This window comes from Alteromonas sp. KUL42 (assembly GCF_006538325.1).
Lineage (GTDB): Bacteria > Pseudomonadota > Gammaproteobacteria > Enterobacterales > Alteromonadaceae > Alteromonas.
Window position 1 is genome coordinate 45459 of the sequence record NZ_BJKK01000018.1, and the last position, 19547, is coordinate 65005.

General features: G+C 44.0%; 20 protein-coding genes. 14 read left to right on the forward strand and 6 right to left on the reverse strand.

Going from position 1 to position 19547, the window contains the following annotated elements; all coding sequences use genetic code 11:
- Positions 1–46: 46 nt before the first annotated feature.
- From recN to tmpT, 3 genes are all read left to right on the forward strand, one after another.
- The gene (recN, locus tag EYR97_RS18225; RefSeq protein WP_131095192.1) at positions 47–1732 is read left to right on the forward strand and encodes a DNA repair protein RecN; all 1686 of its coding nucleotides are present in this window, start codon (positions 47–49) and stop codon (positions 1730–1732) included.
- Positions 1733–1855: 123 nt separating this feature from the next.
- Positions 1856–2212, forward strand: a complete 357-nt coding sequence (locus tag EYR97_RS18230; protein WP_131095193.1) for an outer membrane protein assembly factor BamE — start codon at positions 1856–1858, stop codon at positions 2210–2212.
- Between the two features lie 85 nt (positions 2213–2297).
- The gene (gene tmpT, locus EYR97_RS18235; RefSeq protein WP_131095194.1) at positions 2298–2954 is read left to right on the forward strand and encodes a thiopurine S-methyltransferase; all 657 of its coding nucleotides are present in this window, start codon (positions 2298–2300) and stop codon (positions 2952–2954) included.
- Between the two features lie 62 nt (positions 2955–3016).
- On the opposite strand, the gene EYR97_RS18240 is transcribed toward tmpT, so the two are convergent.
- Complete coding sequence (locus tag EYR97_RS18240; RefSeq protein WP_131095195.1) at positions 3017–4303, reverse strand: DUF445 domain-containing protein; 1287 nt, start codon at positions 4301–4303, stop codon at positions 3017–3019.
- Positions 4304–4932: 629 nt separating this feature from the next.
- Between EYR97_RS18240 and EYR97_RS18245 the strand changes: the two genes are divergently transcribed.
- The 3 genes from EYR97_RS18245 to EYR97_RS18255 all read left to right on the forward strand — a co-directional run bounded on the left by EYR97_RS18245 (position 4933) and on the right by EYR97_RS18255 (position 7203).
- Positions 4933–5604, forward strand: a complete 672-nt coding sequence (locus EYR97_RS18245) for a hypothetical protein (protein WP_131095196.1) — start codon at positions 4933–4935, stop codon at positions 5602–5604.
- A gap of 30 nt (positions 5605–5634) precedes the next feature.
- Positions 5635–6210, forward strand: a complete 576-nt coding sequence (locus EYR97_RS18250) for a sugar O-acetyltransferase (protein ID WP_131095197.1) — start codon at positions 5635–5637, stop codon at positions 6208–6210.
- Positions 6211–6390: 180 nt separating this feature from the next.
- Positions 6391–7203, forward strand: coding sequence for a hypothetical protein (locus EYR97_RS18255; protein ID WP_131095198.1), 813 nt, complete (start codon positions 6391–6393; stop codon positions 7201–7203).
- Between the two features lie 90 nt (positions 7204–7293).
- Here EYR97_RS18255 and rluB read toward each other — a convergent pair whose 3' ends face one another.
- The 5 genes from rluB to EYR97_RS18280 form a co-directional block, all read right to left on the reverse strand.
- On the reverse strand, positions 7294–8193 hold the full coding sequence (rluB, locus tag EYR97_RS18260) for a 23S rRNA pseudouridine(2605) synthase RluB (protein ID WP_131095199.1): 900 nt from the start codon (positions 8191–8193) through the stop codon (positions 7294–7296).
- Between the two features lie 42 nt (positions 8194–8235).
- Complete coding sequence (gene scpB / locus EYR97_RS18265; RefSeq protein ID WP_131095200.1) at positions 8236–8829, reverse strand: SMC-Scp complex subunit ScpB; 594 nt, start codon at positions 8827–8829, stop codon at positions 8236–8238.
- Positions 8816–9637 carry a ScpA family protein gene (locus EYR97_RS18270; protein WP_131095229.1) on the reverse strand — a complete coding sequence of 274 codons (822 nt, stop codon included), beginning with the start codon at positions 9635–9637 and terminating at the stop codon, positions 8816–8818. Before EYR97_RS18270 ends, scpB begins: the two co-directional genes overlap by 14 nt.
- 128 nt (positions 9638–9765) lie before the next feature.
- On the reverse strand, positions 9766–10386 hold the full coding sequence (locus tag EYR97_RS18275) for an L-threonylcarbamoyladenylate synthase (protein WP_131095201.1): 621 nt from the start codon (positions 10384–10386) through the stop codon (positions 9766–9768).
- 306 nt (positions 10387–10692) lie between these two features.
- Entirely contained in the window at positions 10693–11547 is an 855-nt protein-coding gene (locus EYR97_RS18280; protein ID WP_131095202.1) for a PHP domain-containing protein, read from the reverse strand.
- Positions 11548–11825: 278 nt separating this feature from the next.
- On the opposite strand from EYR97_RS18280, the gene EYR97_RS18285 reads away from it, so the two are divergent.
- From EYR97_RS18285 to EYR97_RS18320, 8 genes are all read left to right on the forward strand, one after another.
- Positions 11826–13472, forward strand: coding sequence for an anthranilate synthase component 1 (locus EYR97_RS18285; RefSeq protein WP_131095203.1), 1647 nt, complete (start codon positions 11826–11828; stop codon positions 13470–13472).
- Positions 13469–14101: an aminodeoxychorismate/anthranilate synthase component II gene (locus tag EYR97_RS18290; RefSeq protein WP_131095204.1), complete on the forward strand. Its 633-nt coding sequence runs from the start codon at positions 13469–13471 to the stop codon at positions 14099–14101. Before EYR97_RS18285 ends, EYR97_RS18290 begins: the two co-directional genes overlap by 4 nt.
- Entirely contained in the window at positions 14094–15125 is a 1032-nt protein-coding gene (gene trpD / locus EYR97_RS18295) for an anthranilate phosphoribosyltransferase (protein WP_131095205.1), read from the forward strand. Before EYR97_RS18290 ends, trpD begins: the two co-directional genes overlap by 8 nt.
- Entirely contained in the window at positions 15118–16515 is a 1398-nt protein-coding gene (gene trpCF / locus EYR97_RS18300) for a bifunctional indole-3-glycerol-phosphate synthase TrpC/phosphoribosylanthranilate isomerase TrpF (RefSeq protein ID WP_131095206.1), read from the forward strand. Before trpD ends, trpCF begins: the two co-directional genes overlap by 8 nt.
- Positions 16516–16537: 22 nt before the next feature.
- Positions 16538–17719 carry a tryptophan synthase subunit beta gene (gene trpB / locus EYR97_RS18305; RefSeq protein ID WP_131095207.1) on the forward strand — a complete coding sequence of 394 codons (1182 nt, stop codon included), beginning with the start codon at positions 16538–16540 and terminating at the stop codon, positions 17717–17719.
- Positions 17719–18528: a tryptophan synthase subunit alpha gene (trpA, locus tag EYR97_RS18310; RefSeq protein ID WP_131095208.1), complete on the forward strand. Its 810-nt coding sequence runs from the start codon at positions 17719–17721 to the stop codon at positions 18526–18528. The genes trpB and trpA overlap by 1 nt, the downstream gene beginning before the upstream one ends.
- Before the next feature lie 5 nt (positions 18529–18533).
- Positions 18534–18833, forward strand: a complete 300-nt coding sequence (locus EYR97_RS18315; RefSeq protein WP_131095209.1) for a YciI family protein — start codon at positions 18534–18536, stop codon at positions 18831–18833.
- A 444-nt stretch (positions 18834–19277) separates the two neighbouring features.
- Complete coding sequence (locus tag EYR97_RS18320; protein ID WP_131095210.1) at positions 19278–19547, forward strand: PepSY domain-containing protein; 270 nt, start codon at positions 19278–19280, stop codon at positions 19545–19547.

Below are 19547 nucleotides of genomic sequence, written 5' to 3' on the forward strand. Positions count from 1 at the left end.
ACACATACTGTATATATCATCATGTTCAATTTGGTCGAGTGTGGTTATGTTAGCGCATCTTTCAATTTCTAATTTTGCCGTTGTTAAACAATTATCGGTTCATCTTGAGAAAGGTCTTACTGCGATCACCGGTGAAACCGGTGCCGGTAAGTCCATTGCCATCGATGCACTTAGCTTGTGTTTGGGTGAGCGAGCCGATGCCAATGCAGTGCGAAAAGGTGCCGCGAAGGCAGAGATTATCGCGCACTTTTCTCTTTCAAATAACCTATTAGCTAAAGCTTTCTTAAACGAGCACGAGCTCACCTCAGACGAAGATGAAAACAGTTGCTTTATTCGACGGATAATATCAAAAGAAGGTCGTTCAAAAGCCTTCATTAATGGAATACCTGCGTCGTTACAACAACTAAAAGGGCTTGGGCAATATTTGCTTGCTATTCACGGGCAAAACACGCATTTGCAATTATTGAAAGAGGAGTATCAACGTGACCTCATTGATGCCTATGCCAATCATAATGAGCTAATTGAAGCAGTAAAGATCACCTATGATGCGTGGAGAGAAAAACAAAAAACGTTGCAAAATTTGCAGGCACAGGCACAACAACGAGAAGATCGCCTTCAATTATTGACGTATCAAGTTCATGAGCTTGATGATTTTGCAATTGAAGAAGGTGAATTCGAAGAAATAGAAACCGAACATAAGCGTTTAAGCAATGGACAAAGTCTGTTAGAGCAAGCGCAAACCAGTGTATATAACTTGTACGAAAGCGACGAAGGTAACGCACTTTCCGTTATTCAGAACAGTGTTGAACGCTTAGGAGAACTTGAGACGCACGACGCCAGTTTAACGCCCATCATTGCAATGTTAAATGATGCTGCAATTCAAGTGGAAGAGGCCTCTAGAGAACTACGTAGCTACTGTGACCATTTAGAAATTGACCCACTGCGCTTGCAACAAGTGGAAGCGCGCTATGCTAAAGCGATGGAACTTGCCAAAAAGCACATGGTTATGCCTGAGTCACTGTATGAACATCACCAAGCTTTAACTGCAGAGTTTAATGCTCTTGGCGAACAAGAAACCTTATTGGGCACTTTAGAAGGCGATGTGGCGAAATCCCGAGATGAATATCTTGTCGCAACCGGAAAATTATCTGCGAGTCGAGCACAAGCAGCCGTTTCGTTGGCCAACGACATCGAATTGCAGATCCGTCAAATGAACATGCCTCATGCTAAAGTCATGATTGATGTAAATTATGACGAATTAAAGAAGCCAGTAAGCACGGGATTAGATTCGGTTGAATTTAAAGTATCCACAAACCCAGGCCAAGATGCTGACAAACTTGAAAAGGTCGTTTCAGGTGGTGAACTATCACGCATTGGACTCGCTATTCAGGTTATTGCAAGTGACAATCATGCCACACCTACTATGATTTTTGATGAAGTTGACACTGGCATAAGCGGCCCTACAGCTTCAATTGTTGGAGGGCTGCTACGCCGTCTTGGTAAACGGTCTCAAGTAATGTGCGTAACGCACCTTCCTCAAGTTGCTGCGCAAGCACATAATCAATTGTTTGTAACCAAGCTGACTGACGGCGAAAGCACCGAAACACAGATGCTTCCATTGACGAAGCAAGATAGGGTTGATGAACTCGCGCGCTTACTAGCGGGAGATAAAATCACTAAGTCTGCGCTCGCAAATGCAAAAGAACTGCTTAAAAGCGCAGCATCGAACTAAAATGCAGTTGATTGGTCATAGTTGTCAATGTAGCATGCCTTCGCGCTTGCAATAAAACAGCCTCACGTTCTATAAATTAAAACGAAAAGGCACCAACAAAGGCAATACTGGACAAATTTACGCATGAAGCTGCAACACTTATTAGTTATTTTAGGCATTACGCTCACATCAACAGCTTGTTCAAACTGGATTTACAGAATTGATGTACCCCAAGGCAACTTTCTCGACGAACGCGATGTTGAGAAACTTCGCGTTGGAATGACCAAAGAACAGGTTATCTATGTTCTGGGAAACCCTGTTGTACAAGACTCTTTTGACGACGATACATGGTACTACGTTTATGATATGAAGCGCGGTATGGCAAAACGCGGCGAAGACTTTCAAAAACAAATGATCATTAACTTTGTGGACGATAAAGTGGCAACAGTCACAGGTGACTTTGAGCTTTCTGAAGATTTCAACACACCACTTGATAATTAGCGGTGTCAAAAGACGTTTAAATACGTTAACTCATGTTGACCGTTAACGTTTGCGAAATTTTTTAGTTTAGAACACAGAGGTTTGCATGGAACACAGTTTCTGGCACAGTAAATGGCAGAACAACGAAATAGGATTTCACGAGCCCAAAGGGAATGCTCTGTTGGTAAAATATGCGGATACGTTGCTAGGCTGTGATAGCGACTTGGCAAGCGAACACCGCATATTCGTCCCCTTGTGTGGCAAGACAAGAGACATCGGTTGGTTACTGTCAAAGGGGGCTTCAGTAGTAGGTGCGGAATTAAGTGAAACGGCCGTTCAACAACTCTTTGAAGAATTAGGCGAAACGCCCGAAATTTCATCCACTAGCAAAGGTAAAGTTTACTCAAAGGGTGAATTAACAATATTTGTTGGCGACATTTTCGCACTCACAGCTCAAGATATTGGCCTAGTGACTGGAGTTTATGACAGAGCTGCATTGGTAGCACTGCCTGACGGACTTCGTGAAAAATATTCTACTCACCTTGTATCTTTAACCAACAACGCACCTCAACTTGTTATATCGTTTGAATATGACCAGAGTGTGATGACAGGCCCACCTTTTAGTGTTGATGAAAATACTGTTTCGACACTTTACAGCCAGAATTATCATATAAGCCTGCTAGAGCGCTCTACGCTTGAGGGCGGCTTGAAACGTAAGGTTGCTGCAGACAACCTTGTCTTCCATTTACAACCCGCTACTTAGGCAGTATTTGTTTGTCAAATATTTAATATGGGGCTCGAAAAGTTCGCTCAGTGAAGCTAGCATCAGAGTCCTATTAACATTTCAATTCCAAATAGTAACGCGCCAACTAACCCACCAACAATAGTGCCGTTTATTCTCACTTTTTGAAGATCGCGACCAATATTCAGCTCGATCTGTTGTGCCATTTCTTTTTCATCCCATCCATTGATTGTATCTCGAATATGTCGGGTCAAAAACTCAGCGAGTTCTGGAGCCATGTACTTCGCAGCTTCACCAATATGTTTATTAAATGAGTGAGACAGTTCACTATCATTTGCAAGGCTAGTTCCCACCTCTTGTAACAGTGAGGCTACTTTTGTCTCTGCTTTACCTTCTTTTTCCTCTAGCGACTGCAACAACCATGCGTGAAAACGTGACCATGACTCATGTAAATAGGCCTTTAATGCAGGATCATTAACAATCTTCTCTCGATAACTATTTACCTTTCTCTCCATAAGCGGGCTGTGTTCGAGTTCATACAAGAATTCTTGTACCTGTTCATCAAAGGCATGTCTGATAGGATGCGATTCATCATGATAAATATCTTCTAAGATACTAGACACTGCTTTCACTGCTATCAGTGCCCCTTGCTCGCTCAACCAACTCGATGGAAGTATCTTTTCTATTCTGCTGTATTCGGTTTTTAGCCAAATGACCAAAGTATCTGCAATATACAGTTGGGTATCTGGCTGAGAAAGTAAACCAGCCAGCTTCCCCAGCAATCTATCAAGGACAACTTGATGTTGACGCTCTTTTGTCACCGCATTTAATGACGAAGCAATCAACTGTGCTAAATCCAGTTGATTAATTCCTTTTTCAGCAGTTTTCGCAATAAACGCTTTTACAGGCTTGTCATCTAATACCTTAAGTACACCAGCAAATGTATCGCAAATTAAGCGACTCAGTCTCTGCGCATTGTGCTCAGAGACTAGCCATCGGCCTGCGCCTTTGGCGGGATCACTTTTTGTAATTAGCTCTGCAATCGCGTCGGGTTGAAAAAATTTATCTTTCACAAACAGTGATAGATTTTGCGCAATCGCAGTTTTATTTGATGCTACAATGTTTGTATGGGGAATAGGGTATTTTGCCGGTATAGGTTTAAACAGTGCAGTAACCGCAAACCAATCAGCAAGCCCACCGACTAACGCCGCTTCACTGGCCATTTTGATCAAGCCCAGCCACCATGCATCAATTAGCTCTGGCCACACTTTGGGAAGAAAAGTCGTAGTAATAAAGACACTTGCTGCGATGATTAAACATCCTAACGCAAGCCTTTTCGCCTGATTGAGCTGAGAAAACTTATCCTGCATTCAAACTCCGTTTCATAGTAAATGAACTTCTGACAGAGGTTTAATTCTCAATATGAATACTACCTCAAACGCTTACTTCTCGCGCACTTTTGCTAGCTCTTCTGATAAAAGTATTGTTTTTTAGTAAGCTTACAAAACAATGCAATCTACAGACCTAAATTGAAAATACTAGTATTGAGTGCCTGTCCATTGCGTGTGCATTGCGTGTGCGGTCCACATCCATTTAATTCGTGCGTTGCTCAGTGCATTGGCTGTCTGCACTGTAGAGTATGTGCCTGTCCACAACAATTTGCACTGCAAAGTAAGTGTCTGTCCACAACCATTAAAAAATACAGTTACGGGATCAGCAATGCCATGTTCAACATCTTCCCTGTGTTAAATGCAGGCAATTTTAGTCAATATCTTAAATGAGTAGTCACTTTCGTCACTAATTGCTCTTCTTCGCCTAAAAATTCATTCCAAATAACACGAAATAATTCTAAGCCATTGTTTTAATTATCATTAATGAAATGGCACAATTAATGATTGCGTTAAAGTAACAACTTTATTGTGTCGCTCAGTATGGAAGTCACACTCAATGAGGATTGCGTTGATGACGCCCATAAAAGTAGTTTTAAGGAAATAAAAATATGAAAAAGTCTCTTATCGCCGGTGCCGTTTTATTCGTTTCTGCATCCATGTTGTCAGGTTGTGTCATTCATGTTGGTAACGGTAGCGCCATTGATGGAACTGATTTCAGTTCAATTCTTGGAAATATAGACATTGCAGAAGGTAAGCATGCGGGCGACATTTCTTCGGTAAATGGCAATGTGGAGATAAGTGACCACGCCAGTGCGGATGATGTAAGCATAGTTAATGGAAACCTGGAAATGGAAAGCCATGTGACAGTGAATAGTGTCGACATTGTTAATGGCGACATTTCTGCAACCTCTCACTTGACGGTACTAGGTGATGTTGAGTCAGTGAATGGCAACATCAACTTACCAGAGCAAAGTAAGGTAGGCGGAAGCGTAGAGACAGTAAATGGCGATATCACCGCAATAGATACTGTTATTGATAAAGACATTGAAACACTTAACGGCGATATATCACTTCAAGGGTCAACCCATCTTGTTGGTAATATCACTTACCTTAATCGTGAGAGCTCGTGGGGGAAGATGTCAGATAGTAAGCCAACCTTATTTATTGGTAAGGACGTCGTAGTAGATGGCAATATTTTATTAGAGCGCCCTGTGACTCTAGAGCTAGAAAACCCGTCATTGAATCAAAAAGTGATTGTAAGCTACGGCGGTGCACAGTAACTTACCGTGTTTTAGCCACATCTAAACACTATGACAGAACTAGAAAAGATGCTGTCGGGGAACCTTTACTTCCCTTCCGACAAACAACTAACGGCATTGCGAAAGCAATGCCGTCAACAGCTTGATATTCTTAATAGCACGTGCCAAACACAGCATAAACAGCGCTCTCAGCTATTAAAGCGTTTATTTGGTAGTACAGGTAAGCGACTATATGTTGAATCGAGCTTTAAGTGCGACTACGGACAAAACATTCATGTGGGTGAGAGCTTTTACGCCAACTTTAACTGTGTGATCCTTGATGCAGCTAAAGTCACAATTGGTGATAATTGCATGCTTGCTCCACAAGTGGGAATTTACACGGCAACACACCCTATCGACCCTGTACAACGAGCAACAGGTATAGAGTTTGCAAAACCTATCACCCTTGGCGATAACTGTTGGGTAGGCGGTATGGCCGTTATCAACCCAGGAGTTACCTTAGGTAACAACGTAGTAGTGGCATCTGGTGCAGTCGTCACCAAGTCATTTCCAGACAATGTTGTGATTGGCGGTAACCCTGCCAAAATCATCAAGCAGATAGAACCACAACGGGATGTAGAAAACTAAAAGTACTGCGCGCTGGTAACTATGCCGTACTGACCACGCGGCGCTAAGTATGAGGTGATGACGGTACGGTGGTGAAAAGGGTTAACCTCAATATGCACTCACGTTACTTACACTGCCGCCTTGACAAGTATGAAGCAACGCCAAATAATGTCTAAAAAACGACCAATCTTTGGCAATATAATGAGAATAAAACTGTCCATAGGTATTAGGCGCTTACTAGTAACCCTTTTGTGTTTTACGCTATGTAACGCTTCGTTAGCGCAAACCCCATCTCAACAACTCGTGTTGCGTATAGGTGTAGAAGATATTAATTACACTCCTGTTATGAACTTCACAAAGGGGGCAAAAGACGGTCTTCTTCATCATATCGTTAGTGATTTTGCTCAACAAGAAAGCCTGAATCTAGACTTTATTCCCTTACCATTAAGCCGCTTTCCCTTTTGGTTTGATGAAAATGCTATTGATATAAGGTTGCCTGACAACGCACGATGGAAGCTTAGTGCAACCGACAATATCCATTACAGTGACCCGATGATCACGTTGTGCGATACCACGGTTGTTTTAAGTAAAAACAAGCACAGACCTGCCAGTCAATTTTCACGCTTAGGGTTACCAATTGGGTTTACTCCCTCCAGTAAATGGCGAGAGCAACTTGATGCAGGCAACATTGAAATCGCTCGTGATAGTTCACTTCGCGTACTTACACAAATGCTGGTAAAGGGGTTCATTGACGGTATCGATGTAAATATTGCGATTATTCAAAACGAATTAAAAGGCCTCGGCCTTTCACCTGACTTGGTTTCCGTTTCAAGTGAATTATCTGCAAGCCCTGTTCGCTACCAAATATCAACAAAACACAGTACCGATATACTGGAGCGCTTCAATCGTTACATTGCAGACAATAAGCAGAACTTTGAATTGTGGGCCCGCGAAAATGATATTGCCATTGCACCCCACTGTGAGCGATTTCAAAGCGATGCCAGTGATAGTTAACAACTAATTTGCACACTTCAGGTATGCCTGTCGCGTACAAAATATCAATGAGCAAACAAAAAAGACGCTTAAAAAAGCGTCTTTTTTATGCTATTTTCTCTTCGTTGAGCGGCCAGCACGAGGCTTATTTAAACCTTGTTGTTTGCGCACTTTATGCTTTTTAACAGACCGACGCATACGGCTTAAACGGGCGTGATCTAGTTTACCTTGGCGTACATTTACCATTGTTTCTGTTTCATCAGGTAATTGAACGTGGCTGCGTAGCGCATTTACTTCACTTAACCCTAACTCTACCCACGCCCCCTGTGGTAAGCGCTTTTGCAGTTCTATTGGACCGTACTTGACTCGAATTAGGCGGCTCACTTGTACGCCTTGAGACTCCCACAAGCGTCGAACTTCACGGTTACGCCCTTCTTTAAGAGTAACATTGAACCAGCGGTTCATGCTTTCCTCTTCAGAATTCAGTGGTGTCGGCGTACCAGAAACCGTAAGAAACTTTGCTTCACCATCTTCTAGCTCTACACCTTTTTTCAAAGTGTTGATTGTTTTACCTGTAACTTCACCAAATACACGAACCGCATATTCGCGTTCTACTTCACATTTAGGGTGCATCAAGCGGTTCGCTAGCTCACCATCGTTGGTGAATAATAGCAAGCCACTGGTATTCATATCCAGTCGACCTACGGTGATCCACCTGCCTAGTCGAATAGCGGGAAGGCGATCAAAGACGGTATCTCGACCTTCCGGATCGTGCCTGCTACACAATTCACCTTCTGGCTTATTGTACATTAATACTCGACAAACTGGCTGTTCTGCTTGTCGAGAAAGCAAATGACCATCTACGCGTATTTGTGCACTACTATCAACTCTGTCGCCTAATGTAGCAACGGTACCATTTACTGATACGCGCCCTTCATCAATCCAACGCTCCATTTCTCGTCGCGAGCCTAGCCCTTGATTAGCTAGTACTTTTTGCAACTTTTCAGTCATGGGATTCTTCACTCTTATATTGCTTGTTTACGGTCGCACGGTCTATTCTGACGGTGCCTCATTTAACACCTTAAGCGGCGAGTCGGCTTCAATGCTTTCCGCCATTTTTTCAAACGCATCACTATTGGGTAAGTCGCCCAATGATGTCATAGAAAAGTAGTCTAAAAAGCTTTTGGTTGTAGCATAAAGGGCGGGACGTCCCGGCACTTCTTTGTGGCCAACAACTTTAATCCAATCTCGTTCTGTGAGTGTCTTTATTATATTGCTGCTGACTGCCACACCGCGAACTTGCTCAATTTCACCGCGAGTAATGGGTTGTCGGTATGCAATAAGTGCCAAGGTTTCTAACATTGCTCTTGAATATCTTGGCGCATTTTCTTGCCACAATTTACTGAGCCACGGGCTCAGTGCATCCAATGATTGGAAGCGAAAACCACTTGCTACCTCAATGAGTTGAATACCTCTTGGTTGGTAATCTAACTTTAATTCGTTGATTACCTTGCTCAAGGTTTTGTCTGCCACAGTGAACTCATTTAAAACAGTCTCTTTAAGTTGCTGTTTTGAAATAGGTTTATCGGCAACAAAAATAGCTGCTTCAACTAACTGTTTAAGCTGTAACGTGTTAATTTTCTTCATGTGAACCTAATTTTACATGAATTTTAGCGTAAGGGCCTGCCTGAATGCATAAAATTAGCTGTTCTTTCACCAATTCCAGTATGGCAAGAAAGCATACAACAACGCCCGCTTTGCCTTCTTCTACCGTAAATAACTGTTCTAACGGCGTATATTGAGTATTGTTCAACACTGACAAAATCATCGACATGCGCTCTCTTGTACTAAGCGCTTCTCGTGCGATGGTGTGATGCTCAAATGCTTGGGCCCGTTTCATCGCAGCACTAAAAGCGAGGACAATTTCAGCTAACGTTACGTCAGGTTCAACACGGATAGGCGCAACGCTGTCACTGGTTTCAACTTGCGGCTTAAAAATATCCCTTTCTAAGCGAGGTTGAAGATCTAAATCTTCCGCGGCTTGTTTTACAAGTTCATATTCTTTTAAACGCCTGATGAGCTCGGCCCGCGGATCTAATTCTTCATCAGTGTCATCACTGCGCTTTGGGAGTAGTAATCGCGATTTTATTTCGGCCAAAATCGCCGCCATCAAAAGATATTCAGCGGCTAATTCCAATTTAAGCGACATCATTGCATCGACATATTCCATATACTGCTTGGTAACATCAGCAATGGGCAAGGTAGTGATATCAAACTTTTGCTTTCGTATGAGATAAAGCAATAAATCTAACGGCCCTTCAAAAGTTTCGAGAATAACTTCTAAGGCATCGGGTGGAATGAACAAGTCTTCAGGCTTTTCAATGAGAGCTTCGCCATTAATAAACGCCAGTGGCAAAGGTTGCTGCACAGGGCTGCTCTGTGCTTGCTGCTGCACACGATTAAGTGCTGCCGAGCCTGACGACTTATTGTGATCAGTTGACTTAGCCGACTCAGTCGAATGACCGTCGTTGTTGCTCTTTTCAGGCGTCAAGGCCGCATCACTACTCAAAAACTAGCCCTTAATTATTCAAACGGGCTAGGGTCGCCAGTACCATGGCGCACGATAACAGGAGTATCTTCAGACAAATCAATTACTGTTGTTGGTTGCTCGCCGATGTAGCCACCGTGAATAATCAGCCCAACTTGCTTCTCAAGATTATCGCGAATAATATCTGGGTCTGATTCGGCCATCGTATTACCCGGTAAAATCAGTGAAGTAGACATCAAAGGCTCGCCTAATTCTTCAAGTAGAGCCAGAGCAATTGCATTGTCGGGGACGCGAATACCAATAGTTTTACGCTTAGGATTTTGTAAACGCTTAGGCACTTCACGGGTTGCCTTAAGTATAAAGGTGTAGCTCCCTGGCGTGTTGTTCTTAATTTGCCTAAAAGCGGTATTGTCGACTTTTGCATAAATCGATAGTTCAGACATGTCTCTACACATTAATGTGAAATTGTGATCTTTATCTATCTGTCTAATTCTACAAAGCTGCTCTAACGCTTTTTTATCTTCCATCTGACAACCAATGGCGTAGCCGGAATCGGTAGGATAAACAATAACTGCACCCTCGCGAATTAATTCACACGCTTGGCTAATTAATCGCTTTTGCGGGTTATCTGGATGTATATAAAAAAATTGGCTCATGATATTTCTCTAATCTGAAAAGTGCTCTTTCAGCGATAGTTCTACTGTGCCTGTTCTTCGTATTATTGTCCATTTAAGCATAATACGAAAAGGCATTGTACGAATAGAAATAGTCCGAATAGGCGGCCACCTAGGTTTCAGGCAAATAACGCTATGTGCGGCCAGTGTACCCAACTCGTGTGCCTAACTCGCGTGAATAGCTCTTGTGCCTAGCTCTTGTATGTGCCGCTTGTAAAAATCTATTGCGCAAGTCTCTTATAAACGCCTTAGTTTACAAACAAGTAAAGTGACAATACTCTACCTACTTCACTGCGCAGATAGATCACCAATGTGTTCCCAATTGTGCCAAACTGGGGTAAGTTTGCTGCTAATTCCTAAGTTTTTACCTAATTCTGTCCAGCGCGATGGAAAATGAAAATCCGATCCTGCTGACGCTAGCAAGTTATGAGTTTGTGCAATCTCGTTGATAAGTTCCTGCTTGGTTTTATTAATTCCTGGAAAGGCGGTTTCAATGGCGTTTCCACCCGCTTGTTCAAAAGTTGCCACCAAGCGTCTTAGCCATTTTGCTGTCATATCATAATGCGCAGGATGTGCCAGTACGGCTTGTCCACCCGCCTCTTGGATCCACATTATCGCCGTTTCAATGGCAGGCCACTGTGCCTTTACTGCTGCACGCTTCCCTTTGCCCAAGTACTTTTTGAATGCCGCTTCCATCGATGGCACACCGTAGTTGTTCACTAACACACGAGCAAAATGCGCTCGGGTTACTTGCCCTACGCCAGCGAGCGCTTTAGCGCGAGGAAGCACACCCTCAAAACCACACTTCTCAAGTTTTTCAGCAATAAGGTGGGCGCGTTCTTCCCTCACTGCGGCCTGCTCTGCCAATCGCTTCAAAAATATTGGACAGTGCCTATTGACGTTTAGGCCGACAATATGAATATCAAAGCTGTGCCAAAGTGTAGAGATTTCCACACCATCAATTATGGTCATCGCGCGCTTTTGCTTTGCTTGAACGCCATGGGCTTCGTCTAACCCAGCGACGGTATCGTGGTCAGTAATAGCGAGCACATCCACCTGCATTGTGTGTGCTCTTAGGACTAATTCTTCCGGGGTTAAGTGCCCGTCAGAAAATTTTGTATGGCTATGTAGATCTATTTTCAATGTCTTATGCAAATTTAAGGTTGACAGAAAAGGCAAATTGTTTTCTTCTATAGGGACAAAGTATACGTATTAACGACTTCAAATCCTATTGAAGTTTAGAAAAACAACGAGTAATTCATGCACACAAACAATATTTTTACAGCAATGACAGTTGCAGCGTGGTGGTGGCACTCCCTAGATTAACGGGCGGTGTGCACAGTAGTGCGTGAATGAAAACACATAAAGGCCCGTTTATACGGGCCTTTTTTTTATCTTTTTGCAAGTGGAGAGTAGCAAAAATGAGTTTAGCGGAACTGGGGACCTCCCCGGGCAAAGTAGAAACAATAGAGCGAGTTGGGCACTATGTTGATGATCCACTCGCCGCCTTTGCCCACCTGTGTAATAACACACATAATGCGCTGCTTCTTGAGTCAGCCGAAATTGACTCGAAGGACGATCTTCAAAGCCTATTAATGGTAGACGCTGCGTTGCGCATGGAGTGCAGAGGTGATCGCGTAGATATTCAGGCATTAACTGGCAATGGCTCATCTGTTCTAGAACTGTTTAGAACCCACTGCCCTGAAGGACTAAATATCACGGCAGCTAATGAAACCTCGGTGACCTTGCTTTGTGAGCAAGCCAGTGGCGAACTTGATGAAGACAGCCGTTTAAAGGCTGCAAGCGTGATGGATGCGCTGCGTATTGTGGTTAATAAAATCACCCCTATTCGCAATCATCCCCATGCCGTGTTCTTAGGCGGGGTATTTGCCTACGATATGCTGGCCGGCTTTGAAAAGCTTCCCGACGTAGTAGAAGGTCAAAATGATTGCCCTGATTTTGTTTTCTATCTTGCTGAAACATTGATTACCGTTGACCACCAAACACGCGAGACCCAGCTTATTGGCAGTGTATTTAGCGGCGACAATGTAGCACAAAACTATTTTGCAGTGGCACAACGCTTGGAGAGCATCCATCAACAACTCCACGACATGCCAAGTACACCAGAGCTAACAACACAGAACGCTAATACAAACGCAAATCAAAACGGACAGACACTAAAAAGTATCGACGTCAGTGTGGACGTAGACGATGAGACCTACTGCAATCACGTCATTGACTTGAAACAACACATCTTAGCCGGCGATATTTTTCAAGTAGTACCGTCGCGGACATTTTCTCTCCCCTGTCCGTCACCACTGCTTGCCTATGCCAAGTTAAAAGAATCAAACCCCAGTCCGTATATGTTTTACATGCAAGACGCCGAATTTAGTATCTTTGGCGCTTCTCCAGAATCAGCACTTAAATACGATAGCGAAAGTAACCAAGTTGAGATTTACCCGATTGCAGGAACGCGCCCTCGTGGTAAACGTGCTGACGGTACTATTGATAGAGATTTGGACAGTCGTATAGAGCTTGATTTACGCGAAGACACCAAAGAAAAATCAGAGCATATTATGTTGGTTGATTTAGCGCGCAACGATGTGGCTAAAGTAAGTCGTCCCGGTACTCGCTATGTGAAAGACTTACTCAAAGTGGATCGCTACTCTCACGTAATGCATTTGGTTTCGCGTGTCGTTGGGCAGCTTCGCGACGATTTAGACGCACTTCATGCCTATCAAGCCTGCATGAACATGGGTACACTGGTGGGGGCGCCAAAGGTGAGCGCAGCAACTCTGATTCGCGAAGTAGAGCAGAAGCGCCGAGGTAGCTATGGTGGCGCTGTAGGTTACTTAAATGGTCAGGGTGATATGGATACATGTATAGTCATTCGCTCAGCATTTGTTAAAAATGGTACTGCACACATACAAGCCGGTGCAGGCGTAGTTTATGACTCTATACCGCAATCGGAAGCAGACGAAACCCGCGCAAAAGCACAAGCCGTTATTGGCGCAGTTAAAGCCGCACTTACCGAAGAGTTTTCGTTAAAAGAAGAGGGCAACGCATGAACCAACAAACTACAACCCTCTTTTTATTAGATAACGTAGACTCATTTACATACAACTTGGTAGATGAGTTACGTACACTGGATTTAGACATTAAAGTTTATCGAAACACAGTTTCCGCCCATATGTTATTTGAAAAAATGCAGGAACAAGCGCAAAAAGGCCCCGTATTGCTAATGTTATCACCGGGACCGGGTGCACCGAGTGAGGCGGGTTGCATGCCAGCTTTACTTGAAAAAGTACGGGGGATTTTCCCTGTTATCGGTATCTGCTTAGGTCATCAAGCCATTGTGGAGCATTATGGTGGAACCGTTGGGCGAGCCTCTCAGGTCATGCATGGTAAATCATCAGCAATAACGCATTCTGAGAGTGCGATGTTTGAAGGTTTACCCCAGCCATTTCATGTTGCCCGCTACCATTCCCTTGTCGCCCATGAATTATCAAGCGACCTCGCTGTTTGCGCCTCGACAATAAACGATGATGGTAGCGAGGCAGTAATGGCGGTATATAACGACAAAGACCGCATGCTTGGCTTTCAATTCCACCCGGAATCTATATTAACCGCCCAAGGCAGTTTGCTATTAAAGCAAAGTATTGATTATTTAACGTTACAGGGAGCAAACCATGCTTAATGCAGGCCCTTTACTAGAACAACTTATGTTACAAGAATCGCTATCTCAAACCGAAGCGTATAGCTTGTTTAACAGCATAATGCACGGTGAACAAAGCGAGGTAGTTATTGCTGCTGTGCTTACTGCATTAAAAATTAAAAACGAATCCCCCAGTGAAATTGCGGGCGCTGCAAGTGCCATGGTTGCCAATGCCCTGCCGTTCCCTACCCCAAACTACGAGTTTGCCGATATTGTCGGTACCGGTGGCGATGGCCATAACACCATTAATATATCAAGTGCAGCAGGTGTGGTAGCGGCTGCGTGTGGTGTAAAAGTCGCAAAGCATGGTAATCGCAGTGTGTCGAGTAAATCAGGCTCCGCTGACTTGTTTCGTCAATTTGGGTTGAATTTGGAAGTCAGCCCACAAGGAGCACGCCAATGCCTCGATGAAGCCAACTTCACATTTTTGTTTGCTCCGGTGTATCACGCAGGTATGCGCTATGCCGCTCCGGTTCGCGCCGCGCTTAAAACAAGAACGCTGTTTAACATATTGGGGCCGCTGGCTAACCCTGCAAGCCCCACTCATGGCGTTTTTGGCGTATACTCACCAGCGTTATTAGAATCTTATGCCAAAACATTGATGCTGCTTGGCCAACATCGCGCCATGATTGTTCATGGGGACGGTTTAGACGAACTTGCTCTGCATGGTGAATCAACCATTTTAGATCTAGAGCACGGTGATATCCGTACTCTCACAGTGACATCTAAAGATTTTGGATTACCACACTTTCCATTGTCAGCCATTGAAGGTGGCGAACCTGAAGAAAACAAAAAGTTTGTTGAAGCTGCACTAAACGGTGAAGGCAAAGAAGCTCACAGAGCAGCTATTGCAATGAACTGTGCTGCACTATTAAAAGTGACTGGGCATGCCAGCACTTTTAAAGAGGGTGCAGAAATGGCAATGAATGCGATGGCAGAAGGCTTACCAATGCAAGTGTTAAACAAGGTGGCAAACATCTCGCAAAAGGAAACAACGCATGGCTAATGTACTAGAAAAAATTGTTGCCGATAAGCGTGAAGAAGTCGCTGCAAGAAAAGCAGCTTTCCCCCTCGATTCATTTAAAGAAAATTTATCACCATCGGGTAAAAGTTTATTTGCGGCGCTCAATGAGCCTAATGCTGGATTTATTTTTGAGTGTAAAAAGGCCTCTCCATCGAAAGGGTTAATTAGAGAGCACTTCGATTTAGATGAAATTCTGGCTGCATACACACCATACGCCGCAGGCATTTCTGTATTAACCGATGAGAAGTACTTTCAAGGTAAATTTGAGTACTTGGCTTATGTTACAGAGCGAGTAGCGCAACCCGTATTAAACAAAGACTTCTTTGTTGATATTTATCAAGTTTACTTAGCCCGTCATTACAATGCGGACGCTGTACTACTGATGTTAAGTGTATTGAGCGATGACGAGTATCGCGAACTTGCCTGTGTTGCGAACGCCTTATCATTAGACATTTTGACAGAGGTTAGCAATGAAGAGGAGATGGCGAGAGCCATTGACCTTAAAGCCAACATTATTGGCATTAATAACCGCAACCTACGTGATTTATCCACAGACCTTGCTACAACTGAACGCTTAGTTCCCATGTTAGACGCTGCTACACACGAGTTTGTGGTGATCTCTGAGTCGGGAATTTACACACATCAAGATGTATTGCGACTAGCACCAGTTGCGCAAGGCTTTCTAGTGGGTAGCGCACTTATGGCGCAAGCTGATTTACCTCGCGCGGTTAAAACGTTGATAAACGGTGCAGTTAAAGTTTGTGGGCTTACCAATACTCAACAGGCACAAATGGCATTTGACGCAGGCGCAAGCTTTGGCGGATTAATTTTCGCAGAAAAATCGCCTCGTTGTGTATCAAAAGACACGGCCTTATCGATTACACAAAATGTCGACGGTGCTTTTGTCGGCGTGTTTGTTAACCACACTATTGATGAGGTGGCATCGCTAGCACAAGAGTTAGGCCTTTTTGCTGTACAGTTACACGGTGACGAGGATGAAAACTACATTTCAGCGCTGGCGCAAAAACTTCCTCCACACTGTGAAATATGGGTTGCTGTGTGTGTACAAAAGCAAACCCCTACCGAAGTGGACAGACACTTAAGCAACGTAAACGTTAGCCGCGTATTACTCGACTGTAAAGTGGGCGATCAAAAAGGCGGCACGGGAGTGTCTTTTGATTGGGAGCTTATCAAGCCACTCAAAAATAAAGATAAGTTAGTACTTGCTGGCGGCATAAACCCAGACAATATAAGCAATGCTATTAAATCAGGCTGTGGCCTGATAGATATAAATTCAGGCGTGGAAACAGCTCCTGGTATAAAGTCGGCGGAATTGTTGTCGGCTTTATTTGCTGTTTGCCGTCGATACTAATGTTAAGAAAACAGGACAACGTATGAACCAATTAGAGACAAAATTTGGCGAATTTGGTGGCATGTACGTGCCCGAATTGCTCATTCCCGCGTTAGATCAGCTGGAAAAAGCGTTTTTGGATGCCAAAGAAGATCCAAGCTTCAATGAAGAATTTCTATCGCTGCTAAAAGATTATGCCGGTCGCCCGACATCAATGACGTTAACGCGCAATCTAGTTAGTAACCCTAAAGTAAAGCTATACCTTAAGCGCGAAGACCTGCTGCATGGTGGTGCGCACAAGACAAACCAAGTACTCGGACAGGCACTACTTACCAAGCGCATGGGCAAAACCGAAGTTATTGCTGAAACGGGTGCTGGTCAACACGGTGTAGCGACTGCGCTAGCGTGCGCACTACTTGGATTAAAAGCGCGCATTTATATGGGTGCAAAAGACGTGGAACGTCAAGCCCCGAATGTTTTCCGTATGAAACTGATGGGCGCAGAAGTTATTCCCGTCAATGCTGGGTCAGGCACATTAAAAGATGCCGTAAACGAGGCAATGCGCGATTGGTCTGCTAACTATGACAAAGCGCATTATTTATTGGGTACCGCTGCCGGTCCTCACCCTTTCCCTACCATAGTTCGTGAATATCACCGCATGATAGGTGAAGAGACACGTGCTCAAATTATGGAAAAAGAAGGCCGACTACCTGATGCCGTCGTGGCCTGTGTTGGCGGAGGTTCAAATGCCATTGGAATGTTTGCCGACTTTATTGACGAGCCATCAGTTCGCTTAGTGGGTGTAGAGCCAGCGGGTAAAGGCGTGCACACCAAAGAACACGGCGCCACTATAGTTACCGGTACAAAAGGCATTCTACACGGTGCGTATACGTTTATCATGCAAGATAAAGAAGGACAAATTGAGGAGAGTTACTCGGTTTCTGCTGGACTCGACTACCCTGCTGTAGGACCTCAACACGCCTATTTGCACGATATTGGTCGCGCAGAATACGTTGCCGTTACCGATGACGAAGCGCTAAATGCCTTCCAATTACTCGCGAGAAAAGAAGGGATTATTCCTGCGTTAGAATCCTCTCATGCTCTTGCTCACGCACTGAATATGGCGGATGAAGCAGAAGAAGAAACTATCATTGTTGTGAATTTGTCTGGGCGCGGTGACAAAGACTTAGCGCATGTAACCAAAATTTTGGGAGATAAGCTGTAATGGATAGATACGCAAAAATGTTCTCGCGACTTGACGCAGAAAATCAAGGCGCTTTTGTTCCTTTTGTGATGGTAGGAGACCCTGATTTAGCGCAATCCGAAGCCATCATATGCCAACTTATCGAAAGCGGTGCAGATGCCCTTGAGCTAGGTATACCTTACTCTGACCCTATCGCTGACGGCCCAACCATCCAAGCGGCCAGTATTCGTGCGCTTGGCAACAAAGCAACGGTAGCAGACTGCATGGCGGTTATCGCTCGTGTTCGTGCAAAATATCCTGATATTCCGATTGGCTTGCTCTTATACAGCAACCTAGTTATGGCAAGAGGCATTGAGACGTTTTACGAACAAGCTCAAAATGCTGGTGTAGACTCTATCTTAGTTGCCGATGTGCCTATCCGCGAAGCGGCGCCTTTTCAAAAGGCGGCAGATGCAACTGGTATTTCCCAAATACTTATTGCACCGCCAAATGCAACAGAAGAAACCATGCAGAAAATAGGTGAATACTCTAAAGGTTACACGTATTTACTGGGGCGTGCGGGCGTAACAGGCGCCGAAACCGCTGCAAATATCCCTGCTTCGGAACTTATCGCTCGGTTAAATAAACACAATGCTGCGCCAGCGTTACTCGGTTTCGGTATATCTACACCAGAGCAAGTAAAGTCGGCAATTGACGCTGGCGCCGCGGGCGCTATCTCAGGCTCGGCAACAGTGAATATTATCGCAGCTCACCTTGGCGATAGTGAGAAAATGCTAAGCGAGCTTGGCAAATTTGTAGCGTCAATGAAATCTGCCACGACAAAGGGATAATACGCATGCTATATATGATTTGCGCCACTGATGTGGCAGACAGTTTAGAAAAACGCCTCGCTGCTCGCCCCGCTCACCTTGCTCGATTGGAGCAATTAAAAGCCGAAGGTAGATTGATATTGGCAGGCCCTTTTCCTGCAATTGACAGTAATGATCCTGGCCCCGCTGGGTTTACAGGTTCATTAGTGGTTGCTGAGTTTGAGACTATTGATGACGCTCAAGCTTGGGCAGATGCAGATCCGTACATTGAAGCGGGTGTTTATGACAGTGTGCTTGTGAAACCGTATAAGAAAGTGCTGCCTTAAACACTTTGTTTTATTTGGTCATTTGATAAAGCCCAGTGCATTGCGTACTGGGCTTTTTACGTTTAAAAGGCCTAAAGAGGACAAAGGCCTAAAGAGGACAGACACTTACTTTTTGTGCTCAAGAAATGGTAAAAATGTGAATAGAAAAGTGGACAGACACTCGGTTTCAGCTCAAATACTCTGCAAGCCATATTCAACCCTCAAATATGAGTGCCTGTCCAATTTCATACTTTCATGTCACCGGCCGAAATCAAAGTGTCTGTCCTTTGCATCATTTCTTTGTATCATTTATGTTCATCCTAAGTAGAACCCTTCCACATCATCCTAGCCATATGTACACATCACGCTAAGCAAGGTAGACTTAATCAAATTCAGTATTGGTTCATATTGCTAAGTTATACTTGCGTGTAGTTTGGCCTAGGTGAGTTTTTATGGTGAGGTTGTATGACATTTTTGCTTCGAGCTGCATTAGTTTTTATTGTGATCACATTTATGGTCACCAGCTCAGCCATTGCTCAACAAAACTCAAATAGCGATATCACCAAAAGTGAAGCCGCTGAACGTGCTCGATACGCTGAAAATGGGCGAGTTCTCAAGGTAGAACAAACCGCACATAAATATCGTGTGAAAGTTCTGAAAAAGTCAGGACGTGTTGTAACAGTGGATGTTGATAAGCACTCAGGTGAAGTAAAAACATCTAAAGATAGGGATTAA

Bases quoted from the DNA above. Each gene is read 5' to 3' on its own strand.
- recN (WP_131095192.1), top strand. From the start codon at position 47: ATGTTAGCGCATCTTTCAATTTCTAATTTTGCCGTTGTTAAACAATTA.
- EYR97_RS18230 (WP_131095193.1), top strand. From the start codon at position 1,856: ATGAAGCTGCAACACTTATTAGTTATTTTAGGCATTACGCTCACATCA.
- tmpT (WP_131095194.1), top strand. From the start codon at position 2,298: ATGGAACACAGTTTCTGGCACAGTAAATGGCAGAACAACGAAATAGGA.
- EYR97_RS18240 (WP_131095195.1), bottom strand. From the start codon at position 4,303: ATGCAGGATAAGTTTTCTCAGCTCAATCAGGCGAAAAGGCTTGCGTTA.
- EYR97_RS18245 (WP_131095196.1), top strand. From the start codon at position 4,933: ATGAAAAAGTCTCTTATCGCCGGTGCCGTTTTATTCGTTTCTGCATCC.
- EYR97_RS18250 (WP_131095197.1), top strand. From the start codon at position 5,635: ATGACAGAACTAGAAAAGATGCTGTCGGGGAACCTTTACTTCCCTTCC.
- EYR97_RS18255 (WP_131095198.1), top strand. From the start codon at position 6,391: ATGAGAATAAAACTGTCCATAGGTATTAGGCGCTTACTAGTAACCCTT.
- rluB (WP_131095199.1), bottom strand. From the start codon at position 8,193: ATGACTGAAAAGTTGCAAAAAGTACTAGCTAATCAAGGGCTAGGCTCG.
- scpB (WP_131095200.1), bottom strand. From the start codon at position 8,829: ATGAAGAAAATTAACACGTTACAGCTTAAACAGTTAGTTGAAGCAGCT.
- EYR97_RS18275 (WP_131095201.1), bottom strand. From the start codon at position 10,386: ATGAGCCAATTTTTTTATATACATCCAGATAACCCGCAAAAGCGATTA.
- EYR97_RS18285 (WP_131095203.1), top strand. From the start codon at position 11,826: ATGAGTTTAGCGGAACTGGGGACCTCCCCGGGCAAAGTAGAAACAATA.
- EYR97_RS18290 (WP_131095204.1), top strand. From the start codon at position 13,469: ATGAACCAACAAACTACAACCCTCTTTTTATTAGATAACGTAGACTCA.
- trpD (WP_131095205.1), top strand. From the start codon at position 14,094: ATGCTTAATGCAGGCCCTTTACTAGAACAACTTATGTTACAAGAATCG.
- trpCF (WP_131095206.1), top strand. From the start codon at position 15,118: ATGGCTAATGTACTAGAAAAAATTGTTGCCGATAAGCGTGAAGAAGTC.
- trpB (WP_131095207.1), top strand. From the start codon at position 16,538: ATGAACCAATTAGAGACAAAATTTGGCGAATTTGGTGGCATGTACGTG.
- trpA (WP_131095208.1), top strand. From the start codon at position 17,719: ATGGATAGATACGCAAAAATGTTCTCGCGACTTGACGCAGAAAATCAA.
- EYR97_RS18315 (WP_131095209.1), top strand. From the start codon at position 18,534: ATGCTATATATGATTTGCGCCACTGATGTGGCAGACAGTTTAGAAAAA.
- EYR97_RS18320 (WP_131095210.1), top strand. From the start codon at position 19,278: ATGACATTTTTGCTTCGAGCTGCATTAGTTTTTATTGTGATCACATTT.